21 protein-coding genes and 1 pseudogene are annotated in these 24,014 nt (G+C 35.3%); 15 read left to right on the forward strand and 7 right to left on the reverse strand.

Features of this window, described 5'->3' with window-relative positions; translation table 11 throughout:
• Positions 1–3 precede the first annotated feature (3 nt).
• The 13 genes and pseudogenes from ES765_RS16580 (at position 4) to ES765_RS21850 (ending at position 12,981) form a co-directional block, all read left to right on the forward strand.
• A complete protein-coding gene (locus ES765_RS16580; RefSeq protein ID WP_138115435.1) occupies positions 4–1,383 on the forward strand; it encodes a sulfatase in 1,380 nt (459 codons plus the stop codon).
• A 429-nt stretch (positions 1,384–1,812) separates the two neighbouring features.
• The gene (locus ES765_RS16585) at positions 1,813–3,288 is read left to right on the forward strand and encodes a sulfatase (protein ID WP_212744250.1); all 1,476 of its coding nucleotides are present in this window, start codon (positions 1,813–1,815) and stop codon (positions 3,286–3,288) included.
• Positions 3,289–3,451: 163 nt separating this feature from the next.
• Positions 3,452–4,546, forward strand: coding sequence for a DUF262 domain-containing protein (locus tag ES765_RS16590; protein ID WP_138115437.1), 1,095 nt, complete (start codon positions 3,452–3,454; stop codon positions 4,544–4,546).
• Positions 4,536–5,024, forward strand: a complete 489-nt coding sequence (locus ES765_RS16595) for a HEPN domain-containing protein (protein WP_138115439.1) — start codon at positions 4,536–4,538, stop codon at positions 5,022–5,024. Before ES765_RS16590 ends, ES765_RS16595 begins: the two co-directional genes overlap by 11 nt.
• Before the next feature lie 486 nt (positions 5,025–5,510).
• On the forward strand, positions 5,511–6,629 hold the full coding sequence (locus ES765_RS16600) for a helix-turn-helix domain-containing protein (RefSeq protein ID WP_138115441.1): 1,119 nt from the start codon (positions 5,511–5,513) through the stop codon (positions 6,627–6,629).
• A 169-nt stretch (positions 6,630–6,798) separates the two neighbouring features.
• Complete coding sequence (locus tag ES765_RS16605; RefSeq protein ID WP_138115443.1) at positions 6,799–7,362, forward strand: porin family protein; 564 nt, start codon at positions 6,799–6,801, stop codon at positions 7,360–7,362.
• Positions 7,363–7,440: 78 nt separating this feature from the next.
• Positions 7,441–8,583, forward strand: coding sequence for a DUF418 domain-containing protein (locus ES765_RS16610; RefSeq protein WP_138115445.1), 1,143 nt, complete (start codon positions 7,441–7,443; stop codon positions 8,581–8,583).
• On the forward strand, positions 8,561–8,983 hold the full coding sequence (locus ES765_RS16615) for a lipocalin family protein (protein ID WP_249356537.1): 423 nt from the start codon (positions 8,561–8,563) through the stop codon (positions 8,981–8,983). The genes ES765_RS16610 and ES765_RS16615 overlap by 23 nt, the downstream gene beginning before the upstream one ends.
• 10 nt (positions 8,984–8,993) lie before the next feature.
• Positions 8,994–10,067 (forward strand): hypothetical protein, encoded by a 1,074-nt coding sequence (locus ES765_RS16620; RefSeq protein WP_138115482.1) that lies wholly within the window; start codon positions 8,994–8,996, stop codon positions 10,065–10,067.
• 62 nt (positions 10,068–10,129) lie between these two features.
• A complete protein-coding gene (locus ES765_RS22075; protein WP_212744251.1) occupies positions 10,130–10,309 on the forward strand; it encodes a hypothetical protein in 180 nt (59 codons plus the stop codon).
• Between the two features lie 38 nt (positions 10,310–10,347).
• A pseudogene (locus tag ES765_RS22085) lies at positions 10,348–11,013 on the forward strand (sterol desaturase family protein).
• 33 nt (positions 11,014–11,046) lie between these two features.
• On the forward strand, positions 11,047–12,123 hold the full coding sequence (locus ES765_RS16630) for a DUF418 domain-containing protein (RefSeq protein ID WP_138115447.1): 1,077 nt from the start codon (positions 11,047–11,049) through the stop codon (positions 12,121–12,123).
• A 702-nt stretch (positions 12,124–12,825) separates the two neighbouring features.
• Entirely contained in the window at positions 12,826–12,981 is a 156-nt protein-coding gene (locus tag ES765_RS21850; RefSeq protein WP_171017338.1) for a hypothetical protein, read from the forward strand.
• 70 nt (positions 12,982–13,051) lie between these two features.
• Here ES765_RS21850 and ES765_RS22430 read toward each other — a convergent pair whose 3' ends face one another.
• Positions 13,052–13,516 carry a group II intron maturase-specific domain-containing protein gene (locus ES765_RS22430; protein WP_262710692.1) on the reverse strand — a complete coding sequence of 155 codons (465 nt, stop codon included), beginning with the start codon at positions 13,514–13,516 and terminating at the stop codon, positions 13,052–13,054.
• 685 nt (positions 13,517–14,201) lie between these two features.
• The gene (locus ES765_RS16645) at positions 14,202–14,591 is read right to left on the reverse strand and encodes a DUF983 domain-containing protein (RefSeq protein ID WP_138115451.1); all 390 of its coding nucleotides are present in this window, start codon (positions 14,589–14,591) and stop codon (positions 14,202–14,204) included.
• Positions 14,592–14,738: 147 nt separating this feature from the next.
• Between ES765_RS16645 and ES765_RS16650 the strand changes: the two genes are divergently transcribed.
• Positions 14,739–15,638, forward strand: a complete 900-nt coding sequence (locus tag ES765_RS16650; protein ID WP_249356542.1) for an AraC family transcriptional regulator — start codon at positions 14,739–14,741, stop codon at positions 15,636–15,638.
• Between the two features lie 705 nt (positions 15,639–16,343).
• On the opposite strand, the gene ES765_RS16655 is transcribed toward ES765_RS16650, so the two are convergent.
• From ES765_RS16655 to ES765_RS16675, 5 genes are all read right to left on the reverse strand, one after another.
• Complete coding sequence (locus ES765_RS16655; RefSeq protein ID WP_138115455.1) at positions 16,344–16,904, reverse strand: type 1 periplasmic binding fold superfamily protein; 561 nt, start codon at positions 16,902–16,904, stop codon at positions 16,344–16,346.
• 17 nt (positions 16,905–16,921) lie between these two features.
• Positions 16,922–19,321 (reverse strand): TonB-dependent receptor, encoded by a 2,400-nt coding sequence (locus ES765_RS16660; protein ID WP_138115457.1) that lies wholly within the window; start codon positions 19,319–19,321, stop codon positions 16,922–16,924.
• 40 nt (positions 19,322–19,361) lie between these two features.
• The gene (locus ES765_RS16665; protein WP_138115459.1) at positions 19,362–19,694 is read right to left on the reverse strand and encodes a hypothetical protein; all 333 of its coding nucleotides are present in this window, start codon (positions 19,692–19,694) and stop codon (positions 19,362–19,364) included.
• 451 nt (positions 19,695–20,145) lie between these two features.
• Positions 20,146–20,946, reverse strand: a complete 801-nt coding sequence (locus ES765_RS16670; protein WP_138115461.1) for a hypothetical protein — start codon at positions 20,944–20,946, stop codon at positions 20,146–20,148.
• Positions 20,939–22,291: a tyrosine-type recombinase/integrase gene (locus ES765_RS16675; protein WP_249356546.1), complete on the reverse strand. Its 1,353-nt coding sequence runs from the start codon at positions 22,289–22,291 to the stop codon at positions 20,939–20,941. Before ES765_RS16675 ends, ES765_RS16670 begins: the two co-directional genes overlap by 8 nt.
• A 323-nt stretch (positions 22,292–22,614) precedes the next feature.
• Between ES765_RS16675 and ES765_RS16680 the strand changes: the two genes are divergently transcribed.
• On the forward strand, positions 22,615–23,952 hold the full coding sequence (locus ES765_RS16680; RefSeq protein WP_138115464.1) for a tyrosine-type recombinase/integrase: 1,338 nt from the start codon (positions 22,615–22,617) through the stop codon (positions 23,950–23,952).
• The last annotated feature ends 62 nt before the right edge of the window (positions 23,953–24,014 follow it).

Raw genomic sequence — 24,014 nt, forward strand, 5'->3', positions numbered from 1 at the left:
AATATGTTTTTTAAAATTAAAACATCCTTTTATTGCGTAGTTACTACCGTAATATTTTCGTTAACGTCTGTCGCACAGACCTCTAGTTTGACTATTGTTGACAAACCTAATATACTGTTGATTTTTACTGATGATCAAGGGTATCATGATGTATCGTATTATGGCACTAAGGACATTCGCACCCCGAATATCGACCAGATTTCATCATCGGGGATGCGTTTTGACAATTTCTATGCAAATTGTCCAGTTTGCTCTCCAACAAGAGCGGCGTTACTTACCGGCCGATATCAAGATTATGTAGGTGTTCCAGGCGTTATTCGTACCAATCCAGATAATAATTGGGGCTATTTAAATCCAAAAGCGACACTTTTGCCTCAAGAGCTTTCAATGGCAGGATATTCTACTGCCTTAATAGGAAAATGGCATTTGGGCCTTGAATCTCCGAATACTCCCATAGAACGTGGCTTCGGCTATTTTAAAGGTTGGCTAGGCGATATGATGGACGACTATTGGACACATCGTCGCCATGATATCAACTATATGCGTCTTAACGGGCAGGTAATCGACCCGGTAGGACATGCAACAGACCTTTTTACCGATTGGTCAGTTGACTATATCAAGAGCCAAGCAGACGATAATCGCCCCTTTTTTCTGTATCTAGCTTATAATGCGCCTCATTTTCCAGTACAACCTCCTAAAGAATGGCTTGATAAAGTGAGAAAAAGAGAGAAAGGAATCGATGAAACAAGAGCTAAGTTAATCGCCTTTATAGAGCATATGGATGACGGAATCGGAAAAGTGATACAAGCCTTAAAAGATAGTGGTCAATATGAAAATACTATCATTGTTTTTTCTAGTGATAACGGCGGTCATTTACCAAGCAAAGCAAATAACGGTCCCTTGCGGGATGGTAAACAAAGTATGTATGAAGGTGGTTTGAAAGTGCCAACAGCGATTAGCTGGCCTAGCAAAATAATGGGCGGTAGCGTTTCCGACAAAATGCAAATCTCAATGGATCTTTACCCAACGTTACTTGAAATTGCAGGGTCGAAACCTAAGAATACGATAGAGGGGCAAAGTTTTTATTCCGAGTTGATAAACGAAAATCAATCAGATTACCTCGACCGATCTTTTTACTTTACAAGAAGGGAAGGAGGTACTAAATATGGCGGTCAAGCAATTTATGCACTTCGCAAGGGTGATTGGAAACTATTGCAAAACAGTCCTTATGAAAGTTATGAACTCTATAATTTAAAAAATGACCCTCAAGAACAACATAATCTTATTGATGAGCAACAAGATAAGTATGAAGAACTGAATGCTATTTTAATGCAGCACATCCAAAATAGCGGAAAAGTCCCTTGGCAAAAGGATAATGAGTAGAAACTACAATAATCTATAAAAAATACCATAATTATTCAGCCACGAGTGTGAAACCAGTTTAAAACTAGTTGAGTTATAATTACAGTTTTTATAGTAAAGATAGCGTAAGAATTAAAGTAAGGCCTATCGTCAATTTGAATGATATAACTAGGTCAAATGCGGTAATCAATATAAGGATACAAGTGATTTCTGGTAAGTTTTTTAAAACGCAGAAATTACTACATAGTGGATTGTTTGGATAAGCACAAATTGATAAAGCTTTGATAAAAGATTTAGTAAATAGAAATTGAGTTATACTGTTATTGCTGATACTTGAAATTTATAGGTGTGAAGGCAATTGTTTAGTTAGTTGTTAAAGGTGTAGTGTAATATTTCACTGCACCTTTTTAGTGGCATTATGTTAATCTCAATTATTAAAAAAGTAATACAATGAAAAACAAAAAATTAAGTTTCATAAAACAGGCTCTATTTGTTGGGATGGTAATCTTAACATTTTCATGTAATGACCAAGATAAGGGAATCGCTGTTAATGAAACTTCAGCCGAAGATAAACCAATGAATTTTGTAATCATATTTGCGGATGACATGGGTTACGGCGATTTAGGTGTTTATGGACATCCCACAATTAACACCCCTAATCTAGATCGTATGGCCTTTGAAGGTCAAAAATGGACAAATTTTTATGTGGGAGCAAGTGTATGTACCCCAAGTAGGGCTGCGCTGCTTACCGGCAGACTTCCTTTGAGAAGTGGTATGGCCAGTAATGTAGTCAGGGTATTACATCCTAATTCCAAAAATGGCTTACCAAAATCAGAAATCACAATTGCGGAGCAACTTAAAAAGGCAGGATATTCTACAGGAATGGTTGGGAAATGGCATTTAGGACACAAGCCCGAGTCCCTCCCAGTAAATCATGGCTTTGATTATTACTATGGTATACCCTATTCAAATGATATGGATTTGACTAGAAAGCTAACTTCTTACGGTGATTATTGGAAACTTTGGACCGAAGAATATAAAGATTTAACTCCTGCCGATTTTAATGTTCCTATGTATCGTGGCACAGAGATAATTGAACGCCCAGTTGATCAAAGCACAATGACGAAACGTTACACCGAAGAGACTACAAAATGGATTAGGGATAATAGAGAAAAGCCATTTTTCATGTATCTGGCCTATAATCTACCCCATGTTCCATTGTTTGCTTCAGACGAGTCAATGGGCAGAAGTGTACGAGGACTTTATGGTGACGTTGTAGAAGAAATCGATGATAGTGTAGGTCAGATAATGGCAATGTTAGAGGAAGAAGGATTAGCAGAAAACACAATGGTTATATTTACCTCAGACAATGGCCCTTGGCTTCCTACTGAAATTTCAGGTGGAAGTGCAGGTCTCTTGAGAAATGGAAAAGGATCTACTTGGGAAGGAGGATTTAGAGAACCAGGTATTTTTTGGTCTCCAGGAAATATTAATCCGAAAGTAGTTATGGAAATGGGTACAACAATGGATTTATTTACAACCTTTAGCTCTATTGCAGGAGTACCTGTACCTGATGACCGAATAATAGATGGAGTAGATTTAAGTCCTGTTTTGTTTGGTGAAGGCAAAAGTCCAAGGAAAGAATTATTTTACTATTTGGGAAGAGATTTATTTGCTGCTAGGGTTGGAGCTTACAAAGCGCATATGATTACTCAAGAAGTATATGTTCAAGGAGCAAAACAAGTTTCACACAATCCTCCATTGTTATTTAACGTGGAAGAAGATCCTTCGGAACGATTTAATATTGCGAATCAATATCCAGAACAAATACAAAAAATAATGAGAGTAGTTGAGTTGCATAAAGCCAATATGAAAGCTGGCCCAGATTTATTGGGAGAACGAGGGCCCGAAAATTTAGTAGAATAATCTATTTTTTTAATAATTGCTGGTTCAATAATAAAGTTAGTAAGTCCCTAACAAAAACTAAATTTCATTTCTATAACTATATCTTTAAACCAAATACTTGTAGGAAGGTTTTTGTAGTAATAACACTTTAATTACCTATGAAAGAATAAATAAAAAGTAAATTATGAACGGTAATAATATTGAGGAATTAGATGACCCTGTAATTGATGTAGAAGAAAGTGAAGAAGCTTCTTCACCTCAGATTTATGGGATTTCCAGTTATGGCGCGGACTATGATGTGGATGGACTTGTCAAAAGATTGAAAAGAGGAGATATTTTTATTCCACCCTTTCAGAGAGACTATGTTTGGAATCAAGCTGAAGCCTCACGACTCGTTGAATCTTTATTGCTTGGCTTGCCAGTACCAGGTGTCTTTTTGGCTAAAGAAAGTGACTCTAACAAACTTTCAGTTATAGATGGTCAACAAAGGTTGAAATCTTTACTTTTTTTCTACGAAGGATTTTTCAACCCAAAGGAAGGTGACACAAAAAAAAGAGTTTTTAGGCTAAAAAATGTTCAAGAAAAATTTGAAGGCAAGACGTATGAAGAATTAGAAGAGGATGATAGAATTAATCTTGATGATTCCATTTTACACGCCACAATTATAAAACAAGAAACCCCAACAGATGATAACACGAGTATATATCATGTTTTTGAGAGGCTAAACACAGGAGGCAGAAAACTTACACCACAAGAAATTAGATCAGCAATTTATATTGGTAAATTAAATGATTTGATTTCTGACTTGAATGATTATCCCTCTTGGAGAGAGTTATTTGGAAAGAAGAATAATAGACTAAAAGACCAAGAAATGATTCTACGCTTTTTCGCAATATATACTTCCCTTGACATCTATAGTAAGCCTTTGAAGGAGTTTCTGAATAAATTCAACGGGAGATACAGAAACCCAACTGATGCGGAATTGGAAAGATTAGGGGCAATTTTTAAGCGAACCGCTGATATCATTTTTGAAAGAATTGGCAAAAATGCATTTAGACCTGATAGGGTTTTCAATGCAGCGGCTTTCGAAGTATTAATGGTAGGGATAGCTAAAAGGATTGATGATGATATCGACTTTGAGTCATTTGCTAATAACATAAATAGCCTATACAAAAATCAAGATTTTGTAGACTCAATAACACGTGCTACATCGGATGATAAGGTAGTTGCCGATAGACATCGATTGTTTAATGAATATATAAATCAATATGTTCAATAATTCCGAGCTTAACATCCAATACAATCGAATTCAGCAATTAATAGTAAAAGCAAAAGAATTCGAGCCTGATGATGAATTAAGGTCACATCTCACAAAATATATCTGCGTGCTTTGCTCAGGATTTATTGAGAATTCGGTTTTTCATGCATTTAGCGATATTGCAGAAAATAGTTGCGACTCTTCAGTTGTTTTGACATATGCAAAGTCCCAACTATTTAAAATCCAAAATGCTAATAGCGAAAAAATTCGAGCTTTAGCCAAATCCTTCAATCCCGAATGGCATGACGTAATAAGAGATTACATGCAAGAAGAAAATAGAGGTGCTGCAATTAATTACATTCTCAAGGACAGACACAATATTGCACATGGACGAGATTCAGATATTACTATTATCAAACTTGAGGATTATCTAAATAAAACAGTCGAGGTTATCCAATATATTGAAAACGAATTAAATGCAAATGAAGCCAGTGCCTGACAACACCTCCTATGAAAAGCCTTAGTCCAGTTCTTTAAAGTTAATTTAAACAGCTAACACGCTCGTCCAGTTAAATATAGTAAGTCCAGTGCACATAAGGTCATGCTCATGGTCGCGATTGCCTTCAATCTAAAAAAGTATTTTAAGAAAGGGGGAAGGAAACCCTCCCTTGATAATTTCAGGACGGTTATGGATGCCTTCCAAGGCTACCTGACCATTATTCGCCAACAGATTCGATCAAGACCGGTTCTCCTAAAGCCTCTGTAAAAACAGCCTAGTTGAGTCAATCTCTTGTGCGTAGACCACGTCCGTTTCTTTAACTAAATTATAATTTACTGACAAAGAAACCCTTACAAAAAGCTTAACATATAAAAGAATTGAATCTCCGTTCTTATCAAATACGCTGTAATTATCACCCATGCAAAACCTCTTTTTTTATTAGCAAATAAAACAACTGTATTTTTACACCTGATTAAATGTGTTTCCATGAATTTGTTGGATGTTTCTCCTATACTTAGTTCAATACTCGGATTACTCTTGGGTATTTTTATACTATCAAGAAAATCAGGCCTAGGCAATGATAAAAAAATAAGGCTGGTATTGAGTGTACTGGTGTTTTTATATGCCTATACATCCTTCGATTATTATTTATCTCTCAAACTTGATATAAACAGTCTATATTCGGGTGGTTCGTACCTATTATACCATATTATTGGTCCCCTATTCTACTATTTTATTTTACTATTTACAAAAACAGCGGTAAATCTTAAAAAATGGATTTTTCTATTAATAGGATATACCCTTATCCGTTGGGCTCTTTTTCTACCTATCTTAGAGTATGACACTGTCAACGAGATAATTGCATCTGCCGATAACTATGGTATTTGGTTTTGGATAGAACTAGAATATCTTGTAGTCACTATCATAAATATTTTTTTATTGGTATTGGGATATATAAAATTGGAAAGAGCCCCGCTTTTTCTAGTTTTGGATAGATTGCAGCAACTAAATTATCAGTGGATCAAAATATTGATACTATTATTTATTGTGTTACAATTTGCAAGTGGGTTCAATACGGTTCTAAACACTGATAGCCTTGCGTCCCTTGAATTTTATATGAAGACCGAAACGCTTTTGTTATCCATTTTCTTTTTTATTTTCGCGTATTCGATTATGCATTTACCCGTTTTTGCGTTTACAGGTTCTTTTGATGATTTACCTCAAGCTACAAAGAAAAAGTATGCGAAGTCATCTCTGTCTGATTCTTTTGATCTGTTCAAAAAAATTGAAGAAAGCGTCAGGGAAGAACAGCTGTATCTTGATTTTGACATTAAGCTGAACACCCTCGCAGACAAACTCAATAATTCTGTACATCATATATCACAGGCTATTAATGAAAATACCCAAATGAGCTTTCCCGATTATATCAATCAATATAGAATTGAAGTTGCGAAAACGAAGCTTCTCGAACCTACGCCAGATACAATTTATTCAATTTCTTTAGATGTAGGTTTTAATAGTAAAGCTGCTTTCTATACGGCATTCAAAAAAAGTGCACAAATGACTCCTACCGAATTTAAAAAACTTCACAACGCTGAGGATTAGCGTAAATACTGGATTATCAGATTACAATAACAAAAAAAAAGTGTCTTCCCGATAAATGAAGACACTTTTTTTTGTTTGGTATTATAGGGAAGAACGCTTAATTACACATCCCAAAATACATTTGTCTCATAAATATAAATCATTTATAATAATTTAAAAAAGAAAAATTATGATTGCATTAAAAACTACTACTCTGATAATATCCTTGATATTGGTCGGAATCTTTACAAGTATTGCACAGTCCAATGACAGCTCCAATTTAGAATTCGGGGTTAAAGCTGGGGTAAATCTCTCGAATTTAAAAAATGCCGACGGAAAGCGTAAAATAGGTCCTTTAGGTGGAATTTTTACAGAATACAGATTTGCTGAAAAAGTATCGATTCGTTCGGAAGCTATGTTTTCCATACAGGGAGCTAAGAAAGAAGAAAGTTTTGAAACTATAAAGTTAAACTATGTAAACCTTCTTCCTGCACTTGTGAAATTTTATCCAGTTGAAAAAATAAGTATTGAGGCAGGACCTTATGTTGGACTGCTTTTAAGCAAAAAGGACAATAACCCGTCTAAATTGGATTATCGAAAAATGGATTTTGGTGCAGTCTTAGGTCTAGGGTATCGCGTTGTCGATAATGTAGAAATAGGGTTGCGCTATTCTTACGGTGTGTTAGATATTACTAAAACTACCGGGAAAATTAAAAACAGAACCTTCCAATTGGCACTTTCTTACAACTTTTAAAAGTTAGGCTAACAAAGTCAACAATCAATACTTGAGCGGCCTCTAAGCCGATAGTAACATTCATCAAATCTATCACCAATGTACCTGTATTATATGTTCGAAAGTAAACAACGAATCGAAGGGTATGATGTTGCCAGAGCTTTGGCCTTATTTATTATGATCACCGTCAACTTTAATTTGAGTCTGGCGAGGCTAAATGATGATGGGTTATTGTCCAGGGTTTTAGACCAGTTGCAAGGCAAAGGAGCCGCTCTTTTTATTGTATTGGCTGGTGTTGGAATTTCCTTGTTGGTCAAGACTAATTTATTTTATTACGATAAAATAAGGCTATGGCAAAAACAAAGAATAATACTGAAACAGGGTGCGTTCTTATTTGTGTTCGGATTGATCTACCTGCCTTTATGGCCTACTGATATTCTACATAATTATGGTTTTTTTATTTCCATCGGTGCCTTATTGATTTCAATACGCTCGAAAAGTCTATGGATAATCATAGTTCTTTTAATCGCCGTTTATCCACTTATTCTGGGTTATGTGGATTTGGAAACTGGCTGGAATTGGAACATTAAACAGTATACTAGTTTTTGGACCTTCAAAGGTTTTCTCCAGAATTTAATAGTGAATAGTTTTTATCCTGTGGTGCCTTGGGTCGCTTTCGTACTAGCAGGTATATGGCTCGGTAGGCAAAATATAGCAAACAAAAATAACAGAAATCTAATCCTATTATTATCCATAACCATATTTTTATTGGTTCAGATGAGTTCTTTTAGGCTTGCTTACATCGCTCTGCACTATACTACTATGCCGGTTGAAGATGTAATAGCTATCTGGGGAACAGAATCATTCCCACCGATGCCATTATTTATGATTTCAGGTATAAGCTGGTCTTTTACAATAATTCTACTATGCGTCTGGATTACTGAAAAAATGAATACTAGACACGGATTATCAATTATCGCAAAAACGGGTCAAATGGTATTTATTCACTACATACTCCACGTAGTTTTGGGCATACTAAGTGTATACCTGCTTTTTGGTAAAAACAACTTAAATACAGAGGTTGCTTTTCTGTATGCCATAGATTTCTGTATCGTTTCGATAATCTTTTCCATGTTATGGAGCCAGAGATTTACAAAAGGCCCTATATCAATATTAATAAGGTTAATAAGCAAATTAAAAATTACCAAAACAGTTTATAATGAAAATGATAAAAAATTATAAGGGTTTAAAGAATAGTATAAAGACAGTATGCATAACAAGCCTATTGATAATCGCTGTCAGTAGCAATGTATTTGGACAGGAAGATAAGACAAATATGCTATTCAATACGTGGTATTTAGATACCTATAAAATCGAAGGTACGGAGTATCCGCCCAACAAAAAGGAAAAAGACGATTACATCCTTTTTAAAGAAGACATGACTTTTATTTCAAAATCAGAAGGTAAAGAAGAAGAAGGAACTTACATCCTAAATATAAACGGTGCTTATGTAGTAATGAGCGATAAATATGATGAAAATATAAAAGCATACATCATTTCAATTTCAAAGAACTCTTTAATACTTAAGTATGATATTAATGAAATCATGGATGTCGAAGTGCATTATTATAAGCCTATTTAATAAATGAATGATGAAAGAAATAATAAATATTTCAGCCATATTTTTTAGTTGTGCCATCTGTTTTTCACAGACAACTATAGATTTAAAAAAGGTGCCATTCGAGTTTAAGAATCAGAATTTTTATGTAGACAACGTCATAGATGATTGCCAGGAGCTATACCTTGGTGTTATAGAAGATAATTCTAATAAGAAAATAAAATTGCGTTTTGAGAATGGCACTGCAACAACAATCAAATACTTTACGGATGCTGCTCTACCTAAAACGGTTGGCAGAGTTCCGATTACTTTAAGGATTAAAAGTTTAAAAATTGAAGATGCACAAACAAGTCTCGATAAGAGAACAGCAAGGGTTTATATTGAACTTAATTTCTATACAGCAAACGGAGAAGAACTTTATAAAGTAGTTCATTTTGAAGATCAGGTTTTTCCAGCTTCTAATTTAACGGAAATCTACAAAACCCACGAACAAAGAATCCGGGCAGCATTGGAATATTGTATATGGAGCTTCATTAATGCACAAAAAGTAAATACAACCAATAATTTGACAAAAGGTGGAATGCTAGATGATGCAAGTTCCAATAAGAAAGAATCCACTTTTGAAACCTATGTTCCTTTAGGTAAGTGGTTCAATATGCTAACATTTAAAAGAATGACGGATAAATATAATGAGGGTTGGAATGTTTCATATACTGGATTTTCAGATAATGAAAAAGACCTTATTATTCCTTTTGTAATAGGCTATGGTCAATCTAGAGCTAAATCAGATATAGTACAGGAGCGTGGGTATAGTACTGTTGATTCATATGCCTTAGGTTTAGGATTCAATGGCTATATCAAAATAACACCTGGTGTTTATGTCGATATTGGTCTAAATGTACCTATCGGAATGGAAGTATTAATAGATTTAGAAGACAAAAAATCAACTAATTTTTTAATAGGTTTTCGTGCTAACCAAGGAGTGAAAATAATTCCTTGGAAAGATTTTGGGATCGTAATTGGAGCTAGTCTCTTTCAACAATGGCAGACGTCTAAAGTAATCAATAGAAATTTTGGGTTTGCGTTGGAATTAGGAATTAATTTTTAAGTGCATTTTATCTCGGAACGCATAAGCCATAATTGCACAACGCAAATTAAAACATTCATAAAATGAGTTTCACAAGATTAATATCCTTATTTGAAGCATCTCAAATAATGACCTTCATTGCCTATTTTTTTATTTTTAATATTAGCCTAATTTTTATTGAAACATTGACAGATTTGATTACCTCAAAAAAAAGAAGATGGAGAGATACAGGTGCTAATTTTTTAATTTTTATAATAAATTAGCTTATGGAAAAAACAGTAGTCGGTTCCATTGGCGTTATATGTTTAATGCCCTTTCATTGGCTTACTCCACTCTCTATAACTATAAATCCACTGACTTCGGTACTCGCATTTTTACTGCAGACCTGACCTATTATTGGATGCATAGAATAGAGCACGAACAAAGAATTTTATGGGCTTTGTATAGTGTCCATCATTCTTCTAAAGATTATAATTTAAGTATTTCATTTCGACTGAGCATTTTTGGAAGGCTTGATTGAATGGGTGTTTTAATAGCAATGATACTCATAGGTTTTAGTCCTTTTCAAGCTATAGTAGGACTTATCATAGTTGGGAAATTTCAAACATGGATACATACGGAACGTATTGGAAAGTTAGGTTGGCCAGACAAAATTTTCAATACGCCATCGGTACATCGTGTACATCACGGTTCAAATAAAAAATACTTAGATAAAAATTATGGTGGTTTTTTGATTATTTGGGATCGGGTATTTGGAACCTATCAAAAGGAAGAGGAAAAAGTTATTTATGGGTTAACCAAAGATATAGATACCAACAACCCCCTGTTAATTAATTTCATAGAATTTAAAAGCGTACTAAAAGATTTAAAAAAGTGCAAGTCATGGAAAGATCGATTTAAGATAATCTTTGGGAATTTATCATGGAGACCAGATTATTTCAATGAAAAATCAAATAATGTAGGATAATAGATTAACATTTTACAAAACAAAAAAAACGTTATGAAACAAAGAATAATAGGAATAGATGTAGCAAGAGCATTGGCCGTTATTGGAATGATAATCGTCAATTTCAAAGTTGTATTTGGCGAAAATGGCCAATCTTGGGTAAAATCGTTTGCAAGTGTTTTTGATGGCAAAGCCGCAGCTACATTCGTTGTTTTAGCTGGTGTTGGTCTTGCTTTAATGACAAATTCTGCCATTAAAAATGACGACCAAACCAAATTAAAAATTGCTCGGTTTAGAATTCTAAAAAGAGCCGTATTTCTATTCTTTGTTGGTATTTCATACATCACAATTTGGCCAGCAGATATTCTACATTTTTATGGTATTTATATGGTAATCATAATGGTACTATTAACTTGTAAAGAAAGAACAATCTTAATTTCAGGTATCTCCATAATTATAGCGTATCCAATTATAATAACATTTTTGAATTACGAGACCGGTTGGGATTTTGACACCTTAGACTATCAATATTTTTGGACATTTAAAGGTTTTATGAGAAACCTTTTCTTTAATGGTTTTCATCCAGTAATGCCTTGGACTGCATTTATGCTCTTTGGTTATTGGTTCGGAAAACAGGATTTACACAACGACAAATTCGTAAAAAAAACATTCTGGATGAGTACCATCATTTTTATTTCTATTCAAGTTATGTCCTATGTGTCCATCTTAATGTTATCAGAAGGAAACCAAGAGGCTGCTTTGGAAATAACTGAGATTTTGGGAACGGACCCAATGCCGCCTCTACCTATTTATATGTTCAATGGTATTGCGATTGCTTTTGCACTAATTTCAGCGTCTATACTAATTGCCAAGAAATTTGCAAACAATTTTATCATTGATGCTTTAAATAAAACAGGTCAATTAGCATTGACCTTTTACGTAGCACACGTGATTATTGGAATGGGAATTATTGAAGTGATAAACTCCTCTAAAATAGGAAATTATTCAATTGAATTTTCAGTGATTTATGCAATCGTATTTAGTTTACTGTGTATTCTATTTGCTGTTATTTGGAGAAAATATTACAACTCTGGACCCTTAGAATGGGTGATGAGAAAACTAACGGATTAAAAAACTAGTTGTATAAATATGAAAAATATATCCCTAAAAACAGCCCTAACAGTAATTTCTACAGTCTTATATTATAAACAACATCCTATTAGATGTATAATGACCATATGTTCATTACACCTTTGTTGGATACCACTTCGATTGTAACAAATTAAACTTTTGTTAGTAGTACCAATCATTAATCAAACAATCAAAATCACGTTACTATTCGTTTTTGTTTAACCTTTAATTTACTTCGATTACCAAAACAACTAAAAAGTAAAATAGCCAAAAATAGTGATTAATATATTATGGCAAAATAAGTGTGAGAGTTCTCTTCTATAGTTGTCTTAATAATAAGCGAACAATAATTAAATATGAAAAATACAGCCATTCTAAGTTTTATCCTACTTGTTCTTTTTAATATCTCTTACACTTTTTCTCAAACGAAAAATAGTAATATAGAAAACACAACAGAATATTTTCATCAGAGAAACGAAGCGGTAGGTTTAGTCAAAAATAAAAAATGGCAAGAGTCCATCACTATTTTAGAGAACCTAATTAAAGACTATGAAAATGATCCTGATCTATTTTATTTATTAGGACTTTCTTATTCAAATCGAGCAGTATCCAAAAGCAATTACTGCACTAAAGAAAACTCTTTACTTAGGAGGAACTATTTTAAGAGGAATTCCTACAGGTTCTGCTCCGTCAAATGATATTATGATAAAAATCGCTAAAGCATACGCTAAAGACGACGATAAAAATAATGCGATAGAATTGTTACAAAAAGGTTTTGCTTCACGTTATGACGAAAAACCCTCATCGGAGGACCTACCTCCATCTTTGATTATAGCTTACACAGCACACATCGAGTAGACGGCTCTGACTAAATTAGCCAGAGTGCGCCTGTAACACCAAAGTACGTACGGGTCTCGTATACGGCGGTTCACCAAATTGAAGTTTGCGTATTATTAATGTAATCTAGCAAAGGTCTATATCCTTTTCGCTTAAGCCTAGATGTGGTAATAGTAATCTTTAAAATGGGGCTTTGAGCGACTGCCCAGCCTCCCATTCTTGTTCTACTCCATGCGTATGCTTGTCCGTCCTCTATTCCTAAACGAATCAGGTTTTTACGTTTCCTCTCTAGCTTTTTCATATCGTGCCAAATACAATATCGCAACCGATTTCTTAACCACTCATCTAGCTTTTTAACTTTTGCGTAAATGTTGGTTAGGTGGTAATTATTCATCCAACCTCGACAGACTTGATTTAGTCGTTCTAGCCGTTCTGTCAACGACATTGGTTTAGTTTTCTTGGTTATGCTTTTTAGGTTACGTTTAATCTTTGCCCAACTTTTCTTTGTTACTACAAGTTGGTAATGTCCTTTTACGCCCTTTTTATAGACAGGCACAAAACCATGTCCTAATAACTCAAAGTTTACGGGTCGGCGTATGTCACTTTTGACTTTGTTTATACGTGGTTTCAGTCTATCTCTAAGAAAGATGAACAGTCTGTAATGTACGGAAGCGGTGAAAATCTTTTGTTACATATTAGTGCTTTTACAATAATGATAATTGGGACATCTGTAATTTTGGATTATTACACTTTTAAATCGAACAGTTTGTGGCCAGCAGCGGTCTATCATTCTGTTCACAATATTTACATTCAATAAATATGCGCTCCGCTAACTATTTCAAATGATAATACGACATTCTGGATTGATGAATATGGCTTTATGATTCCGATTGTAACGACTGTTTTTGCTGTTTATTTTTGGATAAAAGCTGAAAAAGAAAATTTATAAAATAAAACACGGTGCCTAACAAAGACGTGTTTAATTAATTTATTGCTTGGCTCTGTGTATGCTAAGAAAATCCTACGGATTTCAATAACTTTTGGTTTCCTTTTGCTATTTTAGTTACTCAACAATCGTAACTAAGCATACACCAAATGTCAGCAAAGTTCAATTATACCTAATTCTGACTTAATTGAACTATTATAATTAAACTCATCTATAACTAGATTTTTTAAATATCACTCTTTTTTACCTAAGCTCTTATAATATTAGCATCAGTAAGCACCCTATTGCTCTAGGGTTATATTTTTTTTGTAGTATCTACATTATACCTCATAAAAATATTAATCCAAATATTTCTTGAAATTCGGAGTACTATTGGCAGTACCATAATCATCACAGCAACTATAATACAGTAGGTAATAATTAAACTCAAATCAAGAATTAAATAACTCAATACGAAAGTTGTTACACCAAACGCAAGCCCAACAGGATAACTAACATACATAGCGCCGTAAAAAAAGGAAGGTTCTATCTTGTATTTCGTATCACAATGACCACATCGTTTATTCATTTTTAGGGTGCTACCTAGTTTATAAGAGTTACTCTCTTGGTACATACTCTCGTTATGACAAACAGGACATGCTCCAGTTAAGATACTATAAACTTTAGTTCCTTTCAGAAATTCCATAACTACTCATTTTTAGGTTTACTTTTTCCCAAAATCAATGTATTGATAATCGTTTAACACTAACAAAGATATTCATTCAGTGTATCTTTTAATTATAGAATAATCTCCATTATTTGTACTTTTAGGACATATTAAAGCAGTTTGAGCATGATTCCTATTTTAAGCATCGAGCAATTTGAGAAAGAAGAATCCTTGATCGATTTTTATAGTAATGATTTAGCGGCGCATTTATGGAAAAATAAAGAGAGTGTTTTCATACCGCATAGGCACGACTTTTTTTTATGTGTTCTTTTTTCAAAAGGAACTGGGAGTCATGAAATCGACTTCACCAACTACCCTGTTGAACCTGGTAGTGTGTTTTTCTTAAAACCTGGTCAGACACACTTTTGGAAATTCAATAGTGAGCCTGAAGGCTATATATTTTTCCATACTCAGGATTTTTTTGAGTTTGGTTTTTTAAATGCCAAACTAACACAATTCCCATTTTATTTTTCATATGAAAACCCACCAAATCTTCGACTGAAGATTGATGATCTTGAATCCGTGATTTCACGTTTTAAAGAAATAAACAACGAATACTATAATGGTGCAACTTTCAAAAAGCAAAAATTATTGAGCCTGATAAACCTTGTTTATATTGATTTAACAAGGTTATATTCAGCTTTTGAATTTCACATAATTGTGAAATCCACGACCTACCTTAGTACCTTGAAAAATCTAGAAGTACTTATCCAACAGTTTTATAGGACACAAAAATCTTCAATATTTTACGCTGAAAAACTTAATATCACCACAAAGCACTTGAATAGAATTACCAAGAATACGATAAATAAAAAATCTTCAGAACTTATTAGCGAACGTATTATACTTGAGGCTAAACGACTCTTAGTACATTCTGAAGATTCTTTAGCTGATATCGCTGAATTTTTAGGTTATGAGGATTATGCATACTTCTCACGTGTGTTCAAATTAAAAACAAAATCATCACCGTCCGATTTTAGAAATCATTACAAAACAAAGACTCCTTTTGAAATAAAAAATTCTTGAAATGACCACTAAATCAAAGAATTGTAGTTGCTAGTTAGAGTAAAATTTGAGAGATAAAGGTTCATGTTGAAATTACAACATAGCTAATGCGAAGTTCCGATAAACCTATTTCCCACTTAATTGAACTAGTGTACTTAACCCCACCCTTAAATGAACTTCAGGTTGGCGTTCAAAGTCTAAATAAAAGCGTCTATAACTATAATCAATAGGAGTTTTTCAAAATAGTTCATTTACCATACCCATTGCTAAACTTATAGAAAGTTCAACGAAAGTCCATTTTTTAAATAGGTAAAAGGATCGTTTAGATATACTTAGAGTGTCCTTTAAAATAGGAATTAACATCACTGCTAAAAAATGACCAAACTTGGAAATCTTTGAACTTTATTCGACTTGGTGGAAAAATGTTCCTAAAAACTGCCGTTTTATGGTGATAAAAGTTCGACGGATAGGAATTAAAAATAGTAATGATATAGTGGATACAATTCAAAATATGTTGGTTTAAAACTACCTAAGTATCCCTGGACTGTTATTCGTTTTTATCATTAAAACTTTTGGTACAACGGATAGCTTAAAGAGTTAAGATATAAATATTGAGCCTGCTATACCGGTTTTAGTACGATCGACTCAGAACACAAAAAAGCGATGCCCTCTACAAATATGATTGTAAAGGGCATCTTTTAGAGAAATAAGTTTGTAAAGGTAATTCTACCCCACTGTTACAGTAAAGGTTGCTGCAAGATCAGTTTCCCCACCTGCATCGGCCAACGTACCATCATTTGGTTTTTTTGGTTCGTGGCGTAGGGTGAATGTAAGCGCACCAGTGCTAACTGCTCCTGCGGTCAGGGTAAATTCCGTTCCCAAGGGATTGCCGTCACCGTCAAAATTACCGTATACCGTGTTTACATCAAGGCCACCCCCGATTGTGTAGAAAAATTGGTGCTCGTCATCTTCATCCTCCACTTCCTCGGTAATGTTCTCGGCAGGGGTCTCGGTCTCATTCAACACTAATATAATACCGTTATAGACAGCACCTGCCTCCAGATTTCCTGAAACCGATACAACAGGCACGTTTGGCCCGTCCCCGTCAAGGTCTTGCGTCTGTAATGTAATTGTCGTTCCGCCACCTTCTGGGGCAAGGGTTACCGTGAGCGTGGTAATTACTTCCTCTTCGTTTACAGGTTCGGGGGTACTGTTGTCCTCGTTCGAGCAGGCGGTAAATAAAAGTCCTGCGAATACTACTGTACTTAAAATTTTGACTTTCTTCATTGTTTTGATTTTGAAAATTAATATTTGTATTTAAAGTTTAACAAAAGGTTTCTGCCCAAGTCGTCCGCGTAATAACGCAGTCGGTTCAGGTAATTTCGATAAGAAGTATTCATAAGGTTATCTATGGTAAGCCCCAGTGTAAGTTTTGATTTTTTGCCGATATTAAAATCGATGTTCGAACTGAAATTGAGTAGATGGTAAGCATCTGGAGGGGTACTAACATCAACGACCTCGAATGTTTGGGTTTCGGGGACGAAGACTTCAAAATTATTATCAGGAAATTCGTTCTGGCTGAAAACATATTGGCTTTCCAATGCCAATCTTAGATTATGATATTCAGTGTTCTGGTATACCAGTCCGTTTTTGGTATTTACAGACGGCATATTTATTAGTGCTTCTTTACGGTTACGGTCATAGCCTTTGACCAGGGAGAACTGATGGTCAAAACGGAAATTTGTTACAAAAGTATAGGAGGCATCCACATCCACACCCAACAATCTGGCATTGATCTGACGGTATTCCCAGACCTGAAAACTTCCCCTGACCGTTTGTTGGATTTCCGTAGGCTCTATGACGATAAAATCACTGATACTATTGATATACGGGTTGATGGAAAAGCCAAAGGTGGAATTCTCCCGTTGCAGTGTCAAGGCCAATTTGTTGGACACTTCGTGTCTAAAACGCAAATCGCCCAACTCGATGCGGGAAGCTGAATGGTGCAGCCCTTCACTAAAAAGTTCAGAAGGGTTCGGTGCTCGAGAAGCCAGCGAATAATTAAAAAAGAGTTTGTATTCATCATCGAAGGCATAGGTTCCTCCGGCGGTGGCCGACGCATTGTAGTAATTTAATTGCGGATTGGTGAGTATCTGATTGTCCAGTTCCTTTACTACAATGTTTGTAAACTGTTCGTCATAACCGCGTGATTCCCAAAAAGAGGTTCGGTAAAACTTGAACACATCCATAAAAGTGTAGTCAAAACGCGCCCCTACCTCAAGAATCAGGTTTTTATCCAGCCTGTAATCTACAATACCATAAACACCTAAATCATATTTGTCAAAATCGGGAATCAGACGTCTTACCCCTGTATTCGGGTTAGCAAAATTATTTTGATATCGAGCCATCATTCCGGACTTCAAATTACTTTTATGGTTAAGGACACCATCGAGGTCCAGCATCAATGTATGTGTATCAAGCCTTAGATCAAGAGAGGCCTTGTCTGCATCGTCCCCACGGCGGATATCGAATTCAAGTCTATTATTGCGCTGATAATCATATTGCAAGCTAATTTTTCCCAGGCCCACGAACCTTTTGAATACCCTTAACCTTGCCAAATGATGAATCACGTCCTGATTTGGTTCGGTAATGTTGTAGGTGAAATCCCTGATTATAAGCGGCCGGTCGCTATTGATTGCCCTTACTTGGTCTTGGGCACCTCCCAGATGGGAAGCGCGCAATATCCCTATATCATTTTTAAAAAGGGAATAATACGCTTCCATGCCGTAATCAAAGCGATTAAGTCCAATTCGAAGTGAAGCATTGCGTTCGAAAATACCGGTGTTGCTCAAAACATAGTCTGGGGCCTCAAAATCACCAAAACGTTTTACTGTACCCTGTGCCGTACCATACCAACCGTTTTGATAACTTTTGGTCAATTGGGACGTCACGGAAGAACCCCTCCCATTGGATGCTGCACTCAATATTGATTTGCCATACAAGCTATCCTTAACAGTTACCTTTGATGCCTCGGCAACAATTACACCGCCCACAGCATCACCGCCATACTGTAAAGCCCCAGCTCCTTTAATCAAGGTAAGGTTGCCCGCAGCATTGACATCCACATTTGGTGCATGTTCTGCCCCCCATTCCTGGTCTTCCATCCTGACCCCGTTATTAACGATAATTACACGGCTACTGTGCAATCCGTTGATCATCGGTTTCACTACCGTATTTCCCGTATTCAGTGAAGAAACACCGCTAAGACTATTTAGGGCATCACCTAGCGAGCCGCTACTGAAACGTTCCAATTCTTCCTTTGAAACCTTGTTTTCAAAAAGGGTGTTGGTCTTGTTTCTATTGGCTTTCCCTTTTAGAATCACTTCGTTGAGTTCCTCTAAATGGTGTTCTAGACGAAAGATTTTTGTCGTGTTGCCAATTACCTTTATTGTGTATCCCTCCGTTAGGCAATAGGGGTGCGAAACTTGTATGGAATAGGTATTCTCACAAAGTCCTACTAGGGTAAACTTTCCTTCCAAATCGGTCTGAACTGCCTGTTCAGTTCCGGCCACGATAAGCGTGGCGCCAAGTAAAACAGAACTGTCGTGCAAGTCGACGACGGTACCGGAAAGGGTATAATTACAATTTTGTGAAATGGATGTAATACTGCTAAATAACAGTATTATTAGTGCATAAAGGCGCATATAATATTCTTAGATAAAAATAAAACCGGGTTCGGATCTTTTAACTAAGAAAATGCGGAGGTGCTCTTAATCGGGTATTAGTGTTTTTGAAGGAATGATATAATAGTGAAGAAAATTGGATTTCGATTTTTTCTAGAACTGGAGGAGTCAAAAGTTCTACATATTCCGCCAACTCATAATTGAACGAGGCCAAATGAAAATGACATATTTTACAGTCTGGAACATCGGTATGAATATGGGTGGTCTGCTCGTTGCATACAACGTGTTCGTGCTCCTGAAAGATATGTGAAAATTGAATAACGTCAGGAAGCATTAAAGCCGCTATAAGCAACAATGCCGCAATAACATTCAAAATTTGTTTTTCAATTCTCATTTAAGCGACACTGTACTGTTCTTGGATTACACCGAATATTGTTATGTTCTCTCAGTGCTAAAATATAAAACTATTTCTACATTTAGTACTAATCGCTAAAGGGATTAATAGATAGAAACTTATTCTTACAAATCGAACGTTTTCCGAACCTACAATCTAACTCTTAAAGTTCAAACAAACCAGTTTCGACTTAATTGAACTTTCAAATAGTTCTTCTATGTTTAAATTTTAGGATAAGACCTTTTAGTGATTAACCTATAGGGTTGCGAAGGGTTGGCAATGGTTGGCAATGGTAGGGGTTTATAGAATAGAATTAGAGTTGTTGTTTTAGTGTTTATTTAAATAACAGAATATTAGGTAGTTATGACATGTTATTTAATTTTAAAAGCGGGTAGTTGTTCGGGTGGTATAACACCCGAATAACCCTAATGGTAACCCAAATGGTATTTCTTCAGTCTTTTTTGCTAAAAACATAGTCTAATACGTATTGATTCATTTCTTCTTGCGTAGGCATTGGCAAACTTGTTTCTGGTATTTGCGATAGGGGTAAGGTATTAGTTTTAATGGAACCGTTGCTTTTTATTTTTGGTGCATAATTAAAATCAAATTCTTCAAATTTAAATTCTTCGTTCAAGGCCAATAGTATTTTTAAATCACCTTCGAATTGTATGATTTCCTTCAAGATTGGAATTTCGCTTAATAATCCGTCATTAAACTTTTTTGAATTCCCCATTAAAAATTGATCTAACCCCTTTGAATATTCCTGAACGGCCCTGGTCTTAAAAGTATCCTGTTTAATTGAATACAATTCTAATTTGGTAGCATTGTTCACTTTAGGAAAGCCGTTATTATTTTCAGACATTCTCACAATGTCAAAATTTGGAGAATGTATGTTATCTATAATAGTAAGATAGTGGAGTCTAGCAATTTTTTTTACCTCCGGATTTTCCAGCGCAAAAATTTGGTTATTGAATGAATGGAAGAAATCAATGAATATGTTTTCGATATATTCTTGGAAAGTATTTGTAATGTGACTATAATAGGCATTCAGTAGTGCCTTGACCGGTTTTTTTACGGTCTTATATTGCTCTGGGTCCAATAGGTTTATAGCTGTCTTAGATGTCAGGCTTAAGATTTTTGTAGTAGTGAACAATTTTTCCGAAATGAACAGTGCCATTTTTTCTTCATTGGATAAAGAACTAAGCGCCTCTTTTTTTAAATATCCAAAATAAGCTTTATTCTTTTTAGTCATTTTGGGTTTTATCGGTTACTGATGTTTGTAGGAATTCTGAGTAATCGGCTGGAAGTTCCGCATCGATATCCCGAAGATATTTTTCTAATGCAATTAAAGTATTATGTCCGGTTATTCCCAATAATTTACTTTTGGTCTCATTTTCAGATAATTCTTTTCTCATCTCTCTATACAGCTTGGTTATATAAGTGTGCCTATAGCTGTAGAGTCCGTATTCTCTACCAAGTTGGAAATGGTCCTTCACTTTTTTAAACCTTTTAGAAAAGTAATTTCTTTTGTCCATTTCCGGGATATCCCAAATTCCACCAATTTGGTGTGGTGTGAAAAGATAATGTTCAGATTCAAGACCTGAAAAATCAGGTAGTAGATCGATTAATATTTCAGGGATAATTTTAATCTTGACTTTTTTGTTTTTTGCTTTGACATATATCTTCTTGTCGGATACGTCAACATCCTTGATCTTTAAACGGCAAACTTCTATGGGCCTTAAAAAATTAAGTGAAAGGAACCGAACGAAAGATAGGAGTAAAGGATCATTATCTGTCATATAGGTCTCCAGTTTTGATTCCTGTACCGGAGTGAAAGTTTTATTTCGTTCTGGCTTAGTGGGGAGAACATTAATTTTAAGAATAAAATTATCATCTATAATTTCATTGTCCTCCAACGTTGTGAAAATTGAACTTAGCGTGGTTCGGGCGTTGTTCCTGGTTCTAGCCGATGTTCGTTCTAAAACGGAATTAAGATATTCGACTACCGTTTTCTTGTTTATCTTGCTAATATCCTTTATTTCTTTTTCATTCAACCATTTTTGGAATTGCCGAACGGGGCTTACATATCCTACGTACGAATTAGGGCTGAGCGTTTGCTTTTTGATTTTGAGCCCAAAATCGAAAGCTTCTTCGGCGGACATGGATTTCTCATCGACGGTAACGGGCAGGGCAGGGGTAGGTGATGGTTTTGGTTGGGTTTCCGTTTTTGGGGTTTCCTCCTGTAGTTTCTCCAAAATGGTTTCAGGAGCAGTGGTTTCCTGGGCAGGCTCTTTTGATGGGACGTAGAGTTGAGAATTGTCCTTATTTGGAACATATCCGTTTTCTAAAAATTTCACAAGTGACCTTTTGATGAGTTTCATGAACATCAATCGTTCATTTTTGGTCTTGAAACGGTTTACGCCACCCTTGATTGGAGATTGGCGTTTGAGTTTATTTGAATCCTTGTCCCTGTATGAAAAATAGACATACCAATCCTTGGAAAGGGCTTCCTTTTGCTGCTTGCGGGTTAGTTTGGACCAACCTTTAATATTGACCCCTCCCGTATAGAATTTAGGCTCGGAATAGTTAAGTTTCATGCGCAAAGCGTATACGTTATCGTATACGGTAGGCAAAAGTATGGAAATAAAAGACATAAAAAAACGGCTTGTGCGTACACGAACCGTTGATTTTGTTGGCCTAGGCCTTCGTAGCGGGGACTGGACTCGAACCAGCGACCTTCGGGTTATGAGCCTTAAGGGTATTGGTGTGATATGGTCTAATATGTAGTATATACTAATGTTTATAGGAGATGTTGTTTTCAATAAAACCATAAAAAGGCATCTAAAAGCAGTAAATGTTTTACCTATGTTTTACCCTTTTTCGGCAAGTTTCTTCTATCTTTGAGGAAAGAGAATAATCCATGGCATCAGTGAAGATAGTACTTGTCAAGCATAAAAAGAAAAAGGACGGCACAGTTCCTATAGCCGTTCGTGTAACGAAAAATCGCAAAACAAGCTATATTTTCACAGGTAATTATATTTTTGAAAAAGAATGGAACGCAACAGAACGATGCTTAAAAAAGTCGCATCCGAATTCAACGCGGTTAAATAATTTACTTCAAAAAAAGTTGAGTGAAGCCCATGCAAGTCTACTTGATGCGGAAACGAGCAACGAAAATCTCTCAACAAAACAAATAGCTAATAAGGTAAAACGTAAAGGAAGTGGTGTTTCTTTTTTTGAAGCTGCAGCGGAGCGTATTGAACGAAAATATAAGGCGGGAACGTTTTCCGTTGCTAAATCGGAAATGTCTATCCTGTATAACATAGCAGAGTATTTAAATTTAAATTCTAGTGCACCAATGGAAACTGTAATCAAACAAATACAGGAACGTCGTAAAAAACGAATGGTTCAAGGTCGGAAACCTGAACATTCCATGGTGGACGATATTAAGCTTTTTACAAAGAAGAAAACACTTCCCTTTGAGGAGATTGATACGGCTTTTTTGAATAAGTACAAATCTTTTTGTGCTGCATATCTAGGTCAAAAAACACGTACAATCACAAACCAATTGATTTTTATTCGCACCCTCTTTAATCAAGTTATTACGGATGGGGAAGTAGATAGAAAACATTATCCGTTTGCCGGAGATAAGGAAAAAATAAAAATAACATCCGGTCATAAAATCGGATTGACCAGAGAAGAAATATTGAGGATAGAAGATTTGAACTTGGAAATGCAAACAAGTATTTGGCATACACGTAACGTTTGGCTATTTTCCTTTTACTTTGCTGGAATCAGAATATCTGATGTTTTGGAAATGAAATGGTCGGACTTTAAAGATGGTCGTTTGTTCTATACGATGAACAAAAATGAAAAGCCTGTTAGTCTTAAGATACCTAAAAAGGCTAAAGACATAATTAGGCTATATGAAAATAGGCGAATATCAACAGATAATATCTTTCCTTTTTTAGACAATGTTAACCCAAAAAGTGAATATGACAAGTTTGTGAAAATTAGAAACGCAAGCAGTCTTTTTGATAAATATTTAAAGCGTATTGGAAAGCAATGTGGTATAGAAAAGAACTTGTCGAACCATATTGCTCGTCATAGTTTCGGGAATATCGCGGGGGATTCTATCAGCCCTTATATGCTACAAAAGTTGTATCGTCATAGTGATCTAAAAACTACAATTGGGTATCAAGCGAACTTCATTCACAAAGAAGCTGATGAAGCATTAGATGCTGTTATTAATTTTTAAAATAAAGTAGTGATGTTTTAAATATACTTAGGATCTAGTGCCGCAAGGTGTATGAGTTCAAG

Source organism: Maribacter sp. ACAM166 (assembly GCF_005771495.1).
In the GTDB taxonomy this organism is placed as follows: domain Bacteria; phylum Bacteroidota; class Bacteroidia; order Flavobacteriales; family Flavobacteriaceae; genus Maribacter.

Excerpts from the sequence above, each read along its gene's own strand:
- ES765_RS16580 (WP_138115435.1), top strand. The coding sequence starts at position 4 with ATGTTTTTTAAAATTAAAACATCCTTTTATTGCGTAGTTACTACCGTA.
- ES765_RS16585 (WP_212744250.1), top strand. The coding sequence starts at position 1,813 with ATGAAAAACAAAAAATTAAGTTTCATAAAACAGGCTCTATTTGTTGGG.
- ES765_RS16590 (WP_138115437.1), top strand. The coding sequence starts at position 3,452 with ATGAACGGTAATAATATTGAGGAATTAGATGACCCTGTAATTGATGTA.
- ES765_RS16595 (WP_138115439.1), top strand. The coding sequence starts at position 4,536 with ATGTTCAATAATTCCGAGCTTAACATCCAATACAATCGAATTCAGCAA.
- ES765_RS16600 (WP_138115441.1), top strand. The coding sequence starts at position 5,511 with ATGAATTTGTTGGATGTTTCTCCTATACTTAGTTCAATACTCGGATTA.
- ES765_RS16605 (WP_138115443.1), top strand. The coding sequence starts at position 6,799 with ATGATTGCATTAAAAACTACTACTCTGATAATATCCTTGATATTGGTC.
- ES765_RS16610 (WP_138115445.1), top strand. The coding sequence starts at position 7,441 with ATGTACCTGTATTATATGTTCGAAAGTAAACAACGAATCGAAGGGTAT.
- ES765_RS16615 (WP_249356537.1), top strand. The coding sequence starts at position 8,561 with ATGAAAATGATAAAAAATTATAAGGGTTTAAAGAATAGTATAAAGACA.
- ES765_RS16620 (WP_138115482.1), top strand. The coding sequence starts at position 8,994 with ATGAAAGAAATAATAAATATTTCAGCCATATTTTTTAGTTGTGCCATC.
- ES765_RS22075 (WP_212744251.1), top strand. The coding sequence starts at position 10,130 with ATGAGTTTCACAAGATTAATATCCTTATTTGAAGCATCTCAAATAATG.
- ES765_RS16630 (WP_138115447.1), top strand. The coding sequence starts at position 11,047 with ATGAAACAAAGAATAATAGGAATAGATGTAGCAAGAGCATTGGCCGTT.
- ES765_RS21850 (WP_171017338.1), top strand. The coding sequence starts at position 12,826 with ATGATAAAAATCGCTAAAGCATACGCTAAAGACGACGATAAAAATAAT.
- ES765_RS16645 (WP_138115451.1), bottom strand. The coding sequence starts at position 14,591 with ATGGAATTTCTGAAAGGAACTAAAGTTTATAGTATCTTAACTGGAGCA.
- ES765_RS16650 (WP_249356542.1), top strand. The coding sequence starts at position 14,739 with ATGATTCCTATTTTAAGCATCGAGCAATTTGAGAAAGAAGAATCCTTG.
- ES765_RS16655 (WP_138115455.1), bottom strand. The coding sequence starts at position 16,904 with ATGAAGAAAGTCAAAATTTTAAGTACAGTAGTATTCGCAGGACTTTTA.
- ES765_RS16660 (WP_138115457.1), bottom strand. The coding sequence starts at position 19,321 with ATGCGCCTTTATGCACTAATAATACTGTTATTTAGCAGTATTACATCC.
- ES765_RS16665 (WP_138115459.1), bottom strand. The coding sequence starts at position 19,694 with ATGAGAATTGAAAAACAAATTTTGAATGTTATTGCGGCATTGTTGCTT.
- ES765_RS16670 (WP_138115461.1), bottom strand. The coding sequence starts at position 20,946 with ATGACTAAAAAGAATAAAGCTTATTTTGGATATTTAAAAAAAGAGGCG.
- ES765_RS16675 (WP_249356546.1), bottom strand. The coding sequence starts at position 22,291 with ATGAAACTTAACTATTCCGAGCCTAAATTCTATACGGGAGGGGTCAAT.
- ES765_RS16680 (WP_138115464.1), top strand. The coding sequence starts at position 22,615 with ATGGCATCAGTGAAGATAGTACTTGTCAAGCATAAAAAGAAAAAGGAC.